The organism is Streptomyces sp. NBC_00075 (assembly GCF_045041225.1).
Taxonomy (GTDB): domain Bacteria; phylum Actinomycetota; class Actinomycetes; order Streptomycetales; family Streptomycetaceae; genus Streptomyces; species Streptomyces adonidis.
The window spans coordinates 3,372,916-3,388,622 of sequence record NZ_CP108243.1 but is presented as its reverse complement, the minus strand read 5'-3'; the positions used below and the strand labels follow the sequence as shown (position 1 = coordinate 3,388,622).

The following is a 15,707-nucleotide window of genomic DNA, read 5'->3' as shown; positions in this document are numbered from 1 at the left end:
GGCCTCGCCTGATTTCTCCGACTGTCGCCGGAGTGTCGGAGGCGGTCCGTACGCTCGTCGGTATGGAGGGGAACGAGCTGCACGGGGAGCAAGGGGAGGAGCCCGGCGCCGGGGCTTGGCAGCGACTGAGTGCCTACAGCTATCTCAGCGCGCCCGAGCGACTGGAGTACATCGCGGTGATGCGGGTCTTCTGCGGCACGCTGCTCGCGGATCTGTCCATACCCGATGTGCTCGCCAAACTGAGCCGGGCGGGCGGAGCGGGGGCGGTAATCGACGCCGAGACACTCACCGCCCGGCTTGAGCAGCTGGTGCGCTGGGGCAATCTGCTGCGCAGCACGCACACGGTCAGGGCGATGAGCATCGCCGAGTACCAGCGCTCCCGGTCCCGTTACCAGCTGACCAAGCTGGGGGAGCGGGTGCAGCGTGACGCCGACGAGGTGCTGGCCGGGGCGGACGCGGCGCGCGAGGTGAGCAGCGAGTTGCTCGCCCTCGTCGACCGTGGGCTGCGCGAGATCGTCGCGTCGGCCACGGCGCCGGGCGGCGCTGATCCGCAGCAGGCGCTGGAGCGGATCAGCACCTTGTTCGTCCAGTTCGCCGAGTTCGCCGAGTCGGTACGGGACTTCTACGCCTACCTGGGCCAGGTCCTGGCCCGCTACGACCTCGACGGAGCCGAGTACCAGGGCTTCAAGGAACTGCTCCTCGACTACGTGGAGGCCATCACCGAGGACGTCTCCTTCAGGGCCCCGCGCATCGCCGCCCACCTGGACGCCCTCTGGCCGCGGCTGCCCGAGCTGCTCGCCCGTGTCGACGGCCACGCGGCGGGTATCGGGGCGCTCGCCGACGGGCTGCCCGAGACTCGGGTACAGCGCAGCCGGGGGCGGGACCTGGCGGACTGGGAGGGGCTGCGGGACTGGTTCACCGACACCGGCGGGCACGAACACGGGCCCCTGCACGGCAGCCAGGTGGACCAGCTCCGGGACGCCACCCTGCGCGCCCTCCAGTCACTGCTCGCCAACGCCAAGCGCATGCTGCGCTCCGCCTCCGGCGAGATGTCGCGCCGCAAGGACCTGCTGCGCCTCGCGGCCTGGTTCGACGCCGCGGAGCCCGCGGAGGCCCACGATCTCGCGGTCGCCGCCTTCGGGCTCTACGGGGCACGGCACCTGGGCGTGGCACCGGATCCGGACCAGACCGTCCCGGCGTACGTGAGCTGGTGGACGGGGCCCGTCGTGGACGTACCGGTGGCGTTGCGCGAGCGGGGGAGCAGGGCTCCACGTGGACGTGCGGCGGCGGCCGAGGACCACGCCGAGCAGAAGCGGCGCCTGATGGCAGCGGCCCGGGAGGAGGCCGAGGCCAGGCGGGCGGCGGCCGACGAGCTGCGCAGCGCGTCGGGCAGGTTCGACCAGGTGAGACTCGGCGCCCCGGCCATGCGGCTGCTGCTGGAACTCCTCACCGCGGCCCTCGGCAACGCCCAGCTGCACAAGAGCGACACGGGAGACCAGGGAGGCAATGCCCCCGACGGCTTCCTGCTCGACGGCGCGCACGCGAGCGACGCGGACCTCGGCATCCGGCTGACCGCATGGCGCACCCCGGGCCGGCACACGGTCCTGCGGTCCGCGGACGGCGACCTGACCGCGGACGACCTCACCCTGGCCGTCGAGCACGTCTCGGCGGTCCAGGGCCCCTCGGCGGTCCAGGGCCCCTCGGCGGTCCAGAGCGACTCCGCACCCGCCGCCGCCGAGGAGGCGAGCGCCTGATGCCCCTGCCCTCCGCACACGACGTCGCACTCGCCGCCGAGCGCCGCACTGCCGCCCGGCTCCTCCTGGCCCACCCTCTGGTCACCGGCACCGGGCCGCACAGCGACACCTTCCCCCTGGTCAGGCGCCACGCCGACTGGCTCGCCCAGCGCTTCCAACAGGTCTTCGGATACCGGCTGCTGGTCGAGGCCACGTACGCCCGTCTCTTCAAGGCGGGCCTCGGCCCGGACTCGGGTCACCGCCTCGAACGTCCGTCGACCGGAACGCCGTTCACCCCACGGACGTACACCTATCTGGCCCTCGCCCTGTCGGTCCTCGTCACCGCACCCGAACAGCTCCTGCTCTCCCAGCTCGTCGCCGACCTGCGGGCCGCGGCCGTCGACGCCGGGATCGAGATCACCGACACCGGGCGGCAGGCCGAGCGCCGGACACTCGCCGCCGCGCTGCGCCAACTCGTCGACTGGGGTGTGCTGGTGGAGACCGAGGGCCGTGTCTCGGCCGTCGCCGAGGAACAGGGCGAGGGACGGAGCGGGGAACAGGCCGGAGAGGCGCTGCTGACCGTGGACCGGGAGATCGCGCGGGCTGCCGTCGCGGGCCCGCTCGCCCAGAGCCGCGACGGCGCGGACCTGGTACGCCGGGCCGCGGACCCCGGTTTCGGCGGGCCGCGTACGTACGTCCGCAGGCGCCTGGTCGAAACCCCCGTCGTTCTCCTCGACGACCTCACCGACGCCGAGCGTGAATGGCTGCGTACCCGGCAGCGCCGCGAGGCCCAGGCGTTCTCCGAACTGCTGGGTCTGGAGGCCGAGATCCGCGCCGAGGGCATCGCCCTCATCGACCCGGACGCCGAACTCACCGACCTGCACCTCCCCGGCACGGGCACGGTGGCTCAAGCCGCGCTGCTCCTCGTGGCACGGCTGGCCGACCGGCTGCGCCCCGCCGGCCCCGGGCACCCGGCGGTGGGCGGGCGGCTGGTGATCGGCGTACCGGTCCCGGAGGGGCTGCTGCCCGGACTGCTCGACGAACTGATCGAGGAGTACGGCAGACGCGCCAACTGGATGCGTGGCCACCTGGAGGACCGGGACGGATTCCTCGCCGCCGTCCTCGACCTCCTCACCAGGATGCGTCTGATGGCACCGGCCGGCCCGGTCCGCGCGGACGGCCACGGCGTGCCCGAGGGCTACGAGGAGACGGCCGCCGACGGCCGTCCCGTCACGGACGTCTCCGGGGCACGTGGCCAACAGCGTGACGGCGGCTGGGTGTTGCTCGCCGCCGCCGCCCGGTACGCCACCACGGTCGAGGTCAAGCCCCGTTCGGAACAGTTCCCCACGAACGATTCCCTCACGGACACTTCCCCCACGAACGGAATTCTCGAGGAGCCGCCCCGATGAGCCGCGCCGCCGCCCCCCACCGGAACCGGTACCGCCTGCACCGCGCCGGTATCCGCAACGTCTGGCAGTACGACGAGCAGGAGTTCGCCTTCGGCGAGGGCCGGCTGCTGCTGCGCGGCAAGAACGGCGCGGGCAAGTCCAAGGCCCTGGAGATGCTGCTGCCGTACCTCCTCGACGGCGACGCCCGTGCCCTGGACGCCACCGGCACCGGCCGCACCTCCCTCCTCTGGCTGATGCTCGACGGCTTCGAACAGACCAACCGGCTGGGCCATCTCTGGGTGGAGTTCGTCCGGACGGACGAGGAGGGCGACGACCACCACCTCACCCTCGGAGCGGCCGTCCGCGCATCCCGCTCGACCAGGACGGCGAAGCCCTTCTTCTTCGTGACCCCGCTCCGGGTCGGTGCCGATCTGGACCTGGCCCCGGCCGGCCAGCCGCTCCCCGTCGACCGGCTCAAGTCCCTCGTCGGCCCGGAGAACGTCACCGACCGGGCTGTCGAACACCGGGCCAGGGTCGCCCGTGAACTGTTCGGCCTGAGCGATCCGGCGCGCTACCGCAACCTCCTGCACCTCCTCCACCGGCTGCGCCGCCCCACCATCGGCGACCGCATCGACTCCGGAGGACTGGTCTCCGTCCTCGCCGAGACGCTGCCCGCCCTCGACGACGAGGTCGTCGAGAAGGTGGCTCGCAACCTCGACGACCTCGACGCCGTACGGGCCGACCTGGGCCGGCTGGAACGCACCGACCAGGCGCTGCGCACCTTCCTCACCGCCTACCGCGGCTATCTCCACGGTGCGTTGCGCCGCCGCGCCGACCGGGCGAACGGCGAACTGGAGCGACTCGCGGAGTACCGCAGGGCCGCGGGCAACGCGGCGCGGAAGGCGCAGGAACTCCGGCAGGAGGAGGATGAACTCGGCGCCCGTACCGAGTCGTTGGAGGACGAGCGGATCGCCGCCGAGACGGACCTCGCGGCGCTGCACGCCAGCACCGGATACCGCAGCCTCACGGAACTCGCCGAGAAACGCGCCACCGTCACCGCCCTGCACAGCGCGGCCACCACCGCTTTCAAGTCCGTGCGCCAGGCGCACAGCAACCAGGAGGAGGCGGCCCGCCGGCTCACCGAGGAGGCCCGGCGGCTCGGCGCCGACCTGGTCGAACTGAGCACGGCACACGGTGAGTTGGTACGTGAGGCGGAACGGTCCGGACTCGACCCCGTGCACCTGGGGGAGCCCGTCGCCACCCGCGCCACGCCGGTCGCGCCCGCGACGACGGCCGAACTGACCTCCCCGGACGGCGACTTCCACCTCGTACGCCACCCCGAGGCACTGGCGATCGACACCGAGCCGTGCACGACCGCGCTGCACGCCTGGGACGCCCAACTCGACGCCGTGCGGCCGGTGATCAGGAACCGGGCCCGGACGGTGACCGAACTGGGCATCCTCATCGAGCAGTCGGGCAGGGCGCAGGTCGAGGCACACGACGCCGACGCGGCTCGCGAGCGACTGGAGGAACAGACGGACCAGGCACGAGCCCGCACCGAGGAGCGCCGCCGGGAGACAGTGGGCGAGTCAGCCGCGTACGCCGATGCGGCCAAGGCGTGGACCGAGCGGCTGCGCAGCCTCACCGGGGTGCCGCTGGACGCCGTACTCACCCTGCTCGCACACGACCCGGTGGACGGGCCGCTGCCCGCACAGGCCCCCGACGAGGTGGCCGACGCGGCCAGGACGGCCGTCGACCCGTGGCTGACCGAGCTCGGCGAGGAGCGTGACATCGTCGCCGTCGCGCTCCACGGACTGACGGCGGACCGCGACCGTCTCCGGGGTGAGCGCGAGGACTGGGAGCGTCGTACCGACCCCGAGCCACCGGCCCCGCCCCACCGCGCGGCTCCCCGTACCCCCGGCACCGGCGCACCCTTGTACCGCCTCGTGGACTTCGCCCCCGGCCTGCCGCCGGACGCGCGGGCGGGCCTGGAAGCCGCGCTGGAGGCGAGCGGCCTGCTCGACGCCTGGGTCCGTGCGGACGGCACGGTGGTGGACCGGGCGACGCGGGACACCCTCCTGGTGCCGGGCGCGGCACTGTCCGGACCCACGCTCGCCCGGGCGCTGCGGCCGGTCGCCGCACCGGACAGCGGGGTGTCGGTGGAGCAGGTCGAACGGGTGCTGGCTGCGGTGGCACTGGTGGAGGACGCGGCGGAGGGAGGGGTGGGCGCGCCCACCGTCGTCGGCATGGGCGGCTCATGGCGGCTCGGCATCGCGCGCGGGCGTCACACCAAGGGGGCCGCCGAGTACGTCGGAGCGGAGGTGCGGGCGGAGACGCGGCGCCGGAAGCTGGCCGAACTGGACGCTCGACTGGTCGTGATCCAGGGTGAGTCGGCGGAGCGCGAGCGTCACTTGCGCATGCTGACCGAGCATCGTGATCAGGTCGCCGACACCCTGCGCAGGCCGCCCCCGGCACGCCGGCTGACGGACGCGTGGGCCCGTACCGCAGAGGCCGACCGCGTTGCCGAGTCCCTCGCCGGGCAGGCGGCCACGGCCGCGCGTGAGGCGGAGCGGGCACGGGCCCGAGCGGTCGCGGCCCGCAGGGAGGCGGAGGCGACGGCGAGCGCCCACGCACTCCCGGCGGACCCGGTGGCACTCGACACGGTCCGCCTGGCCCTGAACCGCCTGGGACAGGGCACGGAGCAGTTGCGGCGGAGGGTACGCGCGGTCGTGGCCTCCACCGACGGCCACCGCGTCGGCCGGACGGACTACGAGCGCGCCGAGTCGGCGGCCGGAGAAGCCGAGTCCGACTACGTCGCGCCGCTCGGCCGCCTGGAGGCCGCCCGCCGTACCGTCCGGGGCCTGGAGGAGGCCCTCGGCGCCACGGAGCAGGAGATCCTCGCCCGCGAAGCCGCGACGAAGCGCCGCCTGGACACGGTTGGACGCCAACTCCCGGGAGCACGGCGTGACTTGGCCGACGTCCACGACAGGCGCGTACGAGCGGAAGAGGAGGAGAGGACACGGCGCGAGAGCCTGGCCGCACAGGAGGACGAAGCGCTGACCTGCGGCAGACGACTGCGGACGGCCCTGTCTCTGCCGGGGGTGACCGGGGGCGCGGCTCTGGAGGGGGAGGAGGACGGCGAGGGGGGTGCCGCTCTGAAGCCGCCGGACCCGGTCCACGACGACGTACGGGAACGCATCAAGGCGCTGCACCTGCTGGTCGACGCGGTGCTGGCCCGCCTGGACCCTGAACGCCGCGACATCACGGACACGACACTCCTCAACCGCCACACCGAACTGCGCGACCAGCTCTCCGGAGGCTATGACGCGACGATCGAGGAACACGACGGCATCAAGCTCTGCAAGCTCGTCGACGACCACGGCCCGCAGGACATCGCCACGGTCGGCGAACGCATCGCGTCCCAGGCGGCCGACGCCCGCAACCGACTCACCGAACGCGAACGCGAGGTCTTCCAGCGCTTCCTGACGGGCGAGTTGGGCGACCACCTCTCCACCCAGGTCCTGGCGGCGGGCGCCCTCGTCGGGGCTCTGAACGCCACCTTGTCCACGGTCCGTACGTCACACGGTCTCGGCGTGACGCTCGACTGGAAACTGGCCGACGGCGTGGAAGCGGACGTCAAGGCGGCCGTGGATCTCCTCCGCAGTCCGTCGGGCCTGCGCACCCGCGACGAGTCCGAGCAACTCCGCGACGTCCTCCAGCGGCGTATCGAGGACGCCCGCCGCGCCGACCCGGCCGCGGGCTACGCCGCGCACCTCCGTACCGCCCTCGACTACCGCGACTGGTTCACGTTCACACCGTGGGTGGTGGACGACGCGGCACCGTCCTCCCGCCGTAAGCTCTCGGGCCGAACGGGCATGAGCCAGGGCGAACAACGAGTCCTCTCCTACCTGGTCCTCTTCGCGGCGGCGGCGGCCCACTTCACCAGCCTCGCCGAATCCGCCCCGCACGCTCCCCGGCTGATCCTCCTCGACGACGCCTTCGCCAAGGTCGACGAGCCCACCCACGCCCGCCTCGGCCGCATCCTCGTCGACCTGGACCTCGACTTCGTCCTGACCAGCGAACGCCTGATCGGCAACTGGCCCGACGTACCGTCCCTGCACATCTACGAATGCCTGCGCGACCCGCACGTACGAGGCGTGGCCACGCTCCACTACACGTGGAACGGGCGGCAACGGAGACTGGTGTCGGTATGACGAACGCCGGAGAGACGGGTGAACCGTCCCCGGACGGGCCAGGTGAACTGCCGCTGGACGCCGAGGCGTTCGCCTTCCTCACCCGCCCTGGCCTGACCCGCCTCTGGACGGCGGCACGCACCCGCCTCGAACGCAACGGCCTCCGGCCCACCGGCACGATCCGCCTCCAGCATCTGGACGTGGCGGAGCGGGAAGCCCTGTCCCTGCTCCTGGCCAAGCCGGTGACCGGCCCCACGGCCACGATCCGGCTGCCGGACCTGGACACCCGCCTGCGGTCGAGTGCGGTCGGCCGGGACCTGACGGCGACGCTGACGGCCCTGGGCCCACCCCTGACCGACCGGCGAGCGGCCCGCGACGCGGCAGCAGCCGAACGCTCACACCTGTGGTCCACGGCGGAGGCGACGCTGGCCTCGACACCCCTGTCCGCCCACCCCTGGGCCGCCCAATGGCTGGAGGAGATACGCCGATCCGGCACGCTGACCCGCCAGCCGCCCGCGATCGCGCTCACCACGGCGACCCAGGCCGTCCAGACCCTCGCGACCCTCTACCCGGACAGGCGGCCGGACCCCACCCCCGCCACCTGGGGCCGGGGTGAACTGGCCACCCGCACCACAGGCTCGGCCCACGGCCTGGACGACGGCACCCTGCTGTCCCGACTGGTCCTGCGCGGCATAGCCCTGGCGCAGGGCGTCGACCTCCCGACGGACGCCCCGGGCCGCCGAGCCCTGTGGCGCAAGGCCTCGGTCACCCCCGACGAGGTCTCCAGCACGGTCCTGACGTACGGCCTGCGCCCGGGAGGCGGCACCTGGCAGGAGGCGTCCCTGCGTGAACGCGCCGTCCACGCCATGGAGACCCACCTGACCCTCCGCGAACTACGGGGCCTGCACCTGGAGTTGCCCCAGGGCACCCGCATCCACGTCTGCGAGAACCCGCGCGTGGTGGAGGCGGCGGCGGACGCCGACTGCGATGCCGCCCTGGTGTGCACGTCGGGGAGCGCGTCGACGGTGGTCCTCACACTGCTGGACGCGCTGGCGGCGACGGGCTGCGCCTTCGCGTATCACGGGGACTTCGACTGGGCGGGGATCGTGCTGGCCAACCGGATGATGCGGCGGTACGAGGCCGACCCCTGGCGTATGACGGCAGCGGACTACGAGTACCTCGCGACCCGCACCCAACTCCACGGCACCCCGCCCCTCGCCCTGGCGGGCCCGCCCGTCGATGCCTCCTGGGACGCGGAACTGGCCCCGGCCATGGAGGCGTTGGGGGTGGCACTGCACGAGGAGGCGGCGCTCGATCTTCTTCTGGAGGACCTGGAGTAGGGGGAGAGGTGGGATCGCCGAGGGTGCGGGCGAGGAAGTCGACGGGGTTCTCACCTTCCTGACCTGGGCGCGCTGGTGACCTTCCGATGTCGAGCGGCATCCACCAGCAGTCCCCTGGACGACTACACCGACAACCCCGCCGCCCCGCCGAACTCCCGCATCGCCCCCGCGACGATCGCCTCCAGCCGCGCGTGGTGCGCGCCCCGCCAGTACAGGCGCTCGCAGTCCACGCACTGCGCGAACACGTCGTACGTCCGTCGCGTCCCGTGCTCCAGCCGCTCCCCGACGGTCTCCTTGTCGGCCCGCTCCAGCCGTCCGTTGCAGGCGGTGCAGCGGGTCCAGGGGACGAGGGCGGGCGCGAACCGGTCCAGTACGTCCCGGAGTTGGTCGTCCGGGCGGTCGCTGTACACGTACGCGCCCGCCCACAGCTCCCGGCGTCGCAGCAGCCCCCGGTCCCGCGACAGCAGTACCCGCCGCTCCGCCGCCGACTGCGCGGCCAGCGCCGGATCGCCGATGTCCTCGCTCTCGTACGCGGCATCCACGCCAAGGAGCCGCAGCCGGCGCGCGAGCGTGCCCAGGTGCACGTCGAGCAGGAATCGGAGCGGCGCTCCCGGAACCCGCTGCGGCCGGACGACGGCGGCGACCTCCACCGTCTCGCCCGCGACCGGCACATGGGACACCGGCATCTCCCGGCCGTCGACCAGCAGCCGTCCGGCCTCGGTGAGCGGCACGCCCAGCGACTCCACCACGTGCCCGAGCGACGACGATCCGTCGGTGACGACGGTCGTGCGCCCGGCACGCCGCTCGGCCGGGACGAAGAGCCGCAGCTCAGGGGCGAAACTGATCACGATCTCCGGTCTGCTCACCTGATCAGCATGTCATCGACCAGAGCGGGAGCGCCCGGGACTTTCCGGTGCACTACTCTCAGCGCTCTCAATACGCCTCGCTGGTGGGGGAGTACGGCAGCATGCAGTTCGAACGTACGGGCGTGCCCGGTTACGAGGTCGTCGAGGTCCTCGGACAGGGCGGGTTCGCCACCGTGTACCGGGCCCGCCAACTGGCCGTGGGCCGCGAGGTCGCCCTCAAGATGGACAGCCGCGTCCTGGCCACCGACCGCGACCGGCAGCGCTTCCTGCGCGAGGTCACGGCGGCCGGCCAGCTCTCCGGCCACCCGCACGTGGTCGCGGTGTACGACGCCGGGGTGCTCGACAACGGCCGCCCGTACATGGTCCTGGAGCTGTGCCCCGGCGGCTCGCTCGGCGACCGGCTCCACCAGCACGGCCCGCTCGCGGCCACCGAGGCGCGGGACATCGGCGTACGCATAGCCGACGCCCTGGCCGCCGCCCACGCCTCCGGCGTACTGCACCGCGACATCAAGCCCGGCAACATCATGATCGACCGGTACGGCAATGTCGGCCTCGCCGACTTCGGGCTGGCCGCGATGCCCCGCCCGGGGCAGGAACTGTCGGTCACCCGGGAGGCGTTGACCCCCGCGTTCGCCCCGCCGGAGGCGTTCCGGCTGGCCGAGCCCACCCCCGCCGGGGACGTGTACTCCCTCGCCGCGACGGTCTACGCCCTCGTCCACGGCAGGCCCCCGCACTTCCCGGCGCAGGGCAGCCTCGGCATCGCGGAGGTCATCGTCCGGCACGACTGGCCGCTGCCGGACCTCCCCGGAGTGAGCCCGCGCCTCACCGAGGTACTCCGCCACGCCATGGCCCCGGACCCGGCCGACCGGCTGCCGAGCGCGGCGGCACTCAGGGACGCGCTGGCCGCCGTGGACCTGACGGAGGATGCCCCGGGCACCCGCACCGCAGCCTTCGCCCCCACCTTCGCCCCCACGGTCCCGCGGCCCGCCGCCCCGCTCACCACAGTCCCGCAGTCCGCTGCCGCCGCCGAGCGCAAGAAGAAGGGGCGGCTGCGGGTGTCCGTCGCGGTCGTGGGGGTGGTCGTCGTCGGTACGGGCGGGACGGTCGCGCACCAGTACCTGCCGCCGTCGACCTCCAAGGCGTCCACCGCCGGACCCTCCGCCTCCGCCTCCGGTACGGGCGGGGCGAGCGCGTCCGCCCAGGCCGCGAACGCCGGATTCGGCGTACCGACGACGACCGAGGACTGCCCGGCGACCGGAGTCGAGGGCGTGGGAGGCCGCTGCACCACGACCGCCGAATGCTGGAGCGGCATGGTCGTCAACGTCGGCATCGTCAGCGTGAACCGCTCCGACTGCCTGGTGTCGCACCCGTGGGAGACCTTCGCGATAGCCCCGCTCCCGTCCGACGGGATGACCAACAACCAGAAGGAACTGATCAAGCACCCGGACGTGATCAAACTCTGCTCCCGCGAGGTCCTCGCCGCGTCCAGACAGAGCGACAAGGCCCTCGCCATCGACCCCGCCCGCTGGATCATCGACGTGCTCCCGCCCACGGCGACCCAGTACGCCGACGGACTGCGCGTCATGCGCTGCGTGGCCACGGTCACGGGGGAGGAGTCGACGGGGGCGTACTTCCGACCACGGTCGTGAGGGCTCGGGTGTGAGGGCTCGGGTGTGCGGCCCGATGTCGCTGTGATCCGTACCACAAAAGGGTTGTGAGGACTACAGTGGAGAGCGCCTGAGGGAAGTGATCCCGTTGTCCGTCGCCTGGGACGCCATCGGTGGGCTGGTAGACGCCCATGAACGGTTTCTGGCCGGTGCGCGGGTCGACTCGGATGTCCGGGACTCGGTGCTCGACTCATGGAAGCGGTGCCGGTACGCGGGGGTCGAGCCGGACCGGCTGCTGATCCCGTACGCCCCCGACCTGGCGCTCGACCACCGGTTCCTGCGTGCCGCCGAGCCCGTCCTGGAGCGCCTCACCGCATCGCTCGCCGAGCTGAACACGACCGTCGCGCTCTGCGACGCCCAGGCCAGGATGGTCGAGCGCTACGGCGGCGACCGCACGCTCCGCGACCGCCTCGACGGCGTCAGTTTCGCCCCCGGGTTCGACGCCTCCGAGCGGGCCGCGGGTACGAACGGTGTCGGCACCGCCCTCGCCGGGCGCAGCCCCGTCTACGTCGCGGGCCGTGAGCACTTCGCCGACTGTCTGCAACCGTTCGCCTGCGCGGGCGCCCCGATCCGCAACCCCCTCAGCGGCCGGATCGAGGCCGTCCTCGATCTGACCTGTCTGCACGACGACGGCGACCCCGCGATGATGCGGCTCGTACGGGAGGCCGCCCGGGACATCGAGACGCGGCTGCTGGAACAGGCCACGGAGCGGGAGCGGGCGCTCCTCACCGCGTACCGCCGGGCCGACCACGGCACGCACGGCAGCGGATGGCCGGCCCAGCCCCGGCATCCCTCCCAGGCCGAGCCCCAGTCCCTGCACCTGGCCGCGAACCACGGACCCGCCCCCGACGGCGTCGTCCTCGGCCCGATCGACCTGGCGGTCCTGCGCGAGAAGGCCGAGGCCCTGATCGCCGCCCCGCACCGCACCCTCGACGAGGTCCTGCTGTCCGGCGGCCGCACCGCCACCCTGCTGCGCCGCCAGATCGAGGGCGCGGCGGGCGAGACGGGAGTGGTCGTCGAGGCCCGGGTCCTCGGCGGCCCGCGCCTGCGCCACACCCCGGCCGTGGATGTCCCACCTGTGCCCCGGCCGGCCCGAAAGCCCCCCGTCGTCCTGCGCGCGGTCCCCGAAGCGCCCCCGGCGCCGGAACCAACCGACACCGACGCATGGCTGCTCCTTGTCGGTGAACCCGGCGTCGGGCGGCTCGCCGTACTGGCCCGCCGACGGCTGGAGCTGCTGCACGACGCCGGCGTCCGCATCGGCACCACCCTGGACGTCACCCGGACCGCCGAGGAACTCACGCAGGTCGCCGTCCCCCGCTTCGCCGACTTCGCCGCCGTCGACCTGCCCGACTCCGTGCTCAGAGGTGAGGAACCGGGGCACCTCGGCGCGGACACCCCGCTGCGCCGGGTCGCGCTGGGCGCCGTGCACGACGAGTCGTGGTTGTACGGGGTCGGCGACGAGGTCCGGTACATCGCGTCCACCCCGCAGGCCCGCGCCCTGGAGAGCCGCAAGCCCGTCCTCGAACCGGCGCTGACCGTCGACGGCGGCTGGATCGCCCAGGACCCGGTGCGGGGCGAGCGGGTGCTCCGGGCGGGGATCCACTCCCTGATCACCGTGCCACTGCGCGCCCGGGGCACGACCCTCGGCTCGGTCGGCTTCTACCGCTCCGAGCGGCCCGAGCCCTTCGAGAACGACGACCTGTCCCTGGCCCAGGAACTCGCCGGACGCGCGGCGATCTGCATCGACAACGCCCGCCGCTACACCCGCGAACGCAACACCGCCCTCGCCCTCCAGCGCAGCCTGCTGCCCCGGGGCCGCTCCCAGCAGAACGCCGTCGAGGTCGCCTACCGCTATCTGCCCGCGCAGGCCGGGGTCGGCGGCGACTGGTTCGACGTCATCCCGCTGTCCGGCGCGCGCGTGGCCCTGGTCGTGGGCGATGTCGTCGGGCACGGGCTGCACGCCGCCGCGACGATGGGGCGGCTGCGCACCGCCGTGCACAACTTCTGCGCGCTGGACCTGGCCCCCGAGGAACTCCTCACCCACCTCGACGAGTTGGTCGGACGGCTGGACCGGGGCGAGGGCTGGGCCGTCGAGAACACCTACCAGGACTCGGGGATCATCGGCGCGACCTGTCTGTACGCCGTCTACGACCCGGTGTCCCGGCGCTGCACCCTCACCCGCGCCGGGCACCCGGTCCCCGCGGTCGTCGGCCCCGACGGCACCGTGGACTTCGTCGACCTGCCGCCGGGACCGCCGCTCGGACTCGGCGGGATGCCCTTCGAGACCGTCGAGCTGGAACTCGCCGAGGGCAGCCAACTGGTGCTCTACACCGACGGGTTGATCGAGGACCGGCTCAGGGACATCGACGTCGGCCTGGACCGGCTCCGTACCGTCCTGGCCTGCGTCGACCGGGCGCCGGAGGACACCTGCGAGGCGGTCCTCGACGCCCTGCTGCCCGCCCGGCCGAGCGACGACGTGGCACTGCTGGTCGCCCGTACCCACGCGTTGGGTCCTGACCAGGTCGCCCAGTGGCCGGTGCCGCGCGACCCGGCGTTCGTCTCGCACGCCCGCGCGGCCGTCATCGACCAGCTCACCGCCTGGGGCCTGGACGAACTGGCCTTCACCACCGAACTCGTGGCCAGCGAACTGATCACCAACGCCCTCCGGCACGCCACCGGCCCGGTCCAGCTCCGGCTGCTCCGGGACCGCGCGCTGATCTGCGAGGTCTCCGACGGCAGCAGCACCTCACCGCGAATGCGCCGCGCCCGCACCGAGGACGAGGGCGGCCGGGGCCTCTTCCTCGTCGCCCAGGTCACCGAACGCTGGGGCACCCGCTACACGGCCGACGGCAAGATCATCTGGACCGAACAGCGCCTGCCGTGACCCGATCCCACGATCTGGTCCGGTTGTCCGGCATCCGGGCAATGGTTGACGTACGGCGGGCCGTACTGCTCAATTGTTCGCATGGATGCCCAGCAGCAGCGCTTGGTTACGCGCGGCCACATCGACCTCTGTCGAGTGTGCTCCGCCGCGTGTCGCGCCTGACTCGGCACAGGGCCGTCTGACCGGCCCATTTCCTCTCCTCTCTTCTTCCCTCTTCTTCGCGCTCCCTCGCCCTCCTTCGTTCCCCCGCGCCTCCGCCTCTCCTGACGAGCCGTCAACTTCGGTCGTACGCAGGGCTGTTCCGCCATGCCCGGACGGCTCAGGGGAACCCGAGAAAGGCCGTTTCCCATGCCCGTGGAATTCCTTGGCATCGCCGCGACCAACGACGGCTCCGAGACCACCCCGCGCTCCGGCGCCGCCTTCGACAGGGACTACACGCTCCGGCTCGCCCGGGCGCACGAGGACCACGGCTGGGACCGGGTGCTGTTCGCCTACGGCTCCGGATCGCCGGATCCCGCGCCCGCCGCCGCGTACATCGCGAGCAAGCTGGACCGTCTCCACATCCTCCTGGCCCACCGCCCCAACGTCTCCTACCCGACCTTCGCCGCCAAGACGTTCGCCACCCTCGACCAGATCAGCGAGGGCCGGCTGACCGTCCACTTCATCACCGGCGGCAACGACCAGGAGCAGGGCCGCGAGGGCGACACCCTCACCAAGGACGAGCGGTACGCCCGCACCCGGGAGTACATCCGGATCGTCAAGAAGATCTGGACCACCCACGACCCCTTCGACCACGAGGGCGACCACTACCGCTTCCACGACTTCGTCAGCGACGTCTTCCCCGTCCAACAGCCGCGCCCGAACGTCTCGTTCGGCGGCTCCTCGCCCGCCGCGTACGCCGCCGGGGGCGCCGAGGCCGACATCTACTGCCTGTGGGGCGAGCCCCTGGAGAAGACCGCCGAGCAGATCGAGGCGGTGAAGGCCGCCGCCAAGGCGGCGGGACGCACCGACGTCCCCCGCATCCAGGTGGCGTTCCGCCCGATCATCGCCCCGACGGAGGAACTGGCCTGGGAGAAGGCCCACCGCACGGTCGGCGCGATCAACGCCCGCAAGGAGCGGGGCGAGTTGATCAGCAAGCGCCACAACAGCCAGGCCCAGCCCGAGAATTCAGGCTCGCAGCGCCTGATCGCCATCGCCGAGGCGGGCGAGCGCTACGACCGCGCCCTCTGGACCCCGACCGCCGCCGCCACCGGAGGCGCGGGCAACTCCAACGCCCTGGTCGGCACCCCCGAGACCGTGGCCCGGGCCCTCCTCGACTACTACGACCTCGGCGTCGACATCCTCTCCGCCCGCGGCTACGACCTGCTGGGCGACGCCATCGACTTCGGCCGGCACGTCATCCCGATCGTCCGCGAGGAGGTCGCCAAGCGCGACGCGGAACGGGCGGCACGGGGTGCGCGGGTACTGGCATCGGCGGTGAACGGATGACCACGGCAACCGACTTGACGGTACGTCAGGTCACCGTGGCCGACCCCCTCGTAGAGCCGCTGCTGCGCGAACTCGGCGACGAGTACTCCACCCGCTACCTGGATTCATTCGCAGTGCATCGGACTTCAGCCCGGTAGTCAGGCAAAAC

Annotated in this window: 9 protein-coding genes; 8 read left to right on the top strand and 1 reads right to left on the bottom strand. The window is 72.9% G+C overall.

Going from position 1 to position 15,707, the window contains the following annotated elements:
• The first annotated feature begins 62 nt into the window (after positions 1-62).
• Genes OG787_RS14410 through OG787_RS14395 form a run of 4 tightly spaced genes read left to right on the top strand, consistent with a single transcriptional unit; the run spans position 63 to position 8,654 of the window.
• Positions 63-1,754 (top strand): TIGR02677 family protein, encoded by a 1,692-nt coding sequence (locus OG787_RS14410; protein ID WP_405535439.1) that lies wholly within the window; start codon positions 63-65, stop codon positions 1,752-1,754.
• Positions 1,754-3,142 (top strand): TIGR02678 family protein, encoded by a 1,389-nt coding sequence (locus OG787_RS14405; RefSeq protein ID WP_405535438.1) that lies wholly within the window; start codon positions 1,754-1,756, stop codon positions 3,140-3,142. The genes OG787_RS14410 and OG787_RS14405 overlap by 1 nt, the downstream gene beginning before the upstream one ends.
• The gene (locus OG787_RS14400; protein ID WP_405535437.1) at positions 3,139-7,335 is read left to right on the top strand and encodes a TIGR02680 family protein; all 4,197 of its coding nucleotides are present in this window, start codon (positions 3,139-3,141) and stop codon (positions 7,333-7,335) included. Before OG787_RS14405 ends, OG787_RS14400 begins: the two co-directional genes overlap by 4 nt.
• The gene (locus tag OG787_RS14395) at positions 7,332-8,654 is read left to right on the top strand and encodes a TIGR02679 family protein (protein ID WP_405535436.1); all 1,323 of its coding nucleotides are present in this window, start codon (positions 7,332-7,334) and stop codon (positions 8,652-8,654) included. Before OG787_RS14400 ends, OG787_RS14395 begins: the two co-directional genes overlap by 4 nt.
• Positions 8,655-8,776: 122 nt before the next feature.
• Here the strand turns inward: OG787_RS14395 and OG787_RS14390 are convergent, their stop codons facing one another.
• On the bottom strand, positions 8,777-9,520 hold the full coding sequence (locus OG787_RS14390; protein WP_405535435.1) for a Mut7-C RNAse domain-containing protein: 744 nt from the start codon (positions 9,518-9,520) through the stop codon (positions 8,777-8,779).
• A gap of 101 nt (positions 9,521-9,621) precedes the next feature.
• Between OG787_RS14390 and OG787_RS14385 the strand changes: the two genes are divergently transcribed.
• The 4 genes from OG787_RS14385 (at position 9,622) to OG787_RS14370 (ending at position 15,696) form a co-directional block, all read left to right on the top strand.
• Entirely contained in the window at positions 9,622-11,169 is a 1,548-nt protein-coding gene (locus OG787_RS14385) for a serine/threonine-protein kinase (RefSeq protein ID WP_405535434.1), read from the top strand.
• 97 nt (positions 11,170-11,266) lie between these two features.
• Complete coding sequence (locus OG787_RS14380; protein ID WP_369033136.1) at positions 11,267-14,071, top strand: SpoIIE family protein phosphatase; 2,805 nt, start codon at positions 11,267-11,269, stop codon at positions 14,069-14,071.
• 348 nt (positions 14,072-14,419) lie between these two features.
• Positions 14,420-15,559, top strand: a complete 1,140-nt coding sequence (locus tag OG787_RS14375) for an LLM class flavin-dependent oxidoreductase (RefSeq protein WP_369033135.1) — start codon at positions 14,420-14,422, stop codon at positions 15,557-15,559.
• The gene (locus OG787_RS14370) at positions 15,556-15,696 is read left to right on the top strand and encodes a hypothetical protein (RefSeq protein ID WP_369033134.1); all 141 of its coding nucleotides are present in this window, start codon (positions 15,556-15,558) and stop codon (positions 15,694-15,696) included. Before OG787_RS14375 ends, OG787_RS14370 begins: the two co-directional genes overlap by 4 nt.
• Positions 15,697-15,707 lie beyond the last annotated feature (11 nt).

What these genes read in the sequence shown, in the direction of transcription:
- OG787_RS14400 (WP_405535437.1), top strand. Translation starts at nt 3,139, where the DNA reads ATGAGCCGCGCCGCCGCCCCCCACCGGAACCGGTACCGCCTGCACCGC.
- OG787_RS14405 (WP_405535438.1), top strand. Translation starts at nt 1,754, where the DNA reads ATGCCCCTGCCCTCCGCACACGACGTCGCACTCGCCGCCGAGCGCCGC.
- OG787_RS14410 (WP_405535439.1), top strand. Translation starts at nt 63, where the DNA reads ATGGAGGGGAACGAGCTGCACGGGGAGCAAGGGGAGGAGCCCGGCGCC.
- OG787_RS14370 (WP_369033134.1), top strand. Translation starts at nt 15,556, where the DNA reads ATGACCACGGCAACCGACTTGACGGTACGTCAGGTCACCGTGGCCGAC.
- OG787_RS14395 (WP_405535436.1), top strand. Translation starts at nt 7,332, where the DNA reads ATGACGAACGCCGGAGAGACGGGTGAACCGTCCCCGGACGGGCCAGGT.
- OG787_RS14375 (WP_369033135.1), top strand. Translation starts at nt 14,420, where the DNA reads ATGCCCGTGGAATTCCTTGGCATCGCCGCGACCAACGACGGCTCCGAG.
- OG787_RS14385 (WP_405535434.1), top strand. Translation starts at nt 9,622, where the DNA reads ATGCAGTTCGAACGTACGGGCGTGCCCGGTTACGAGGTCGTCGAGGTC.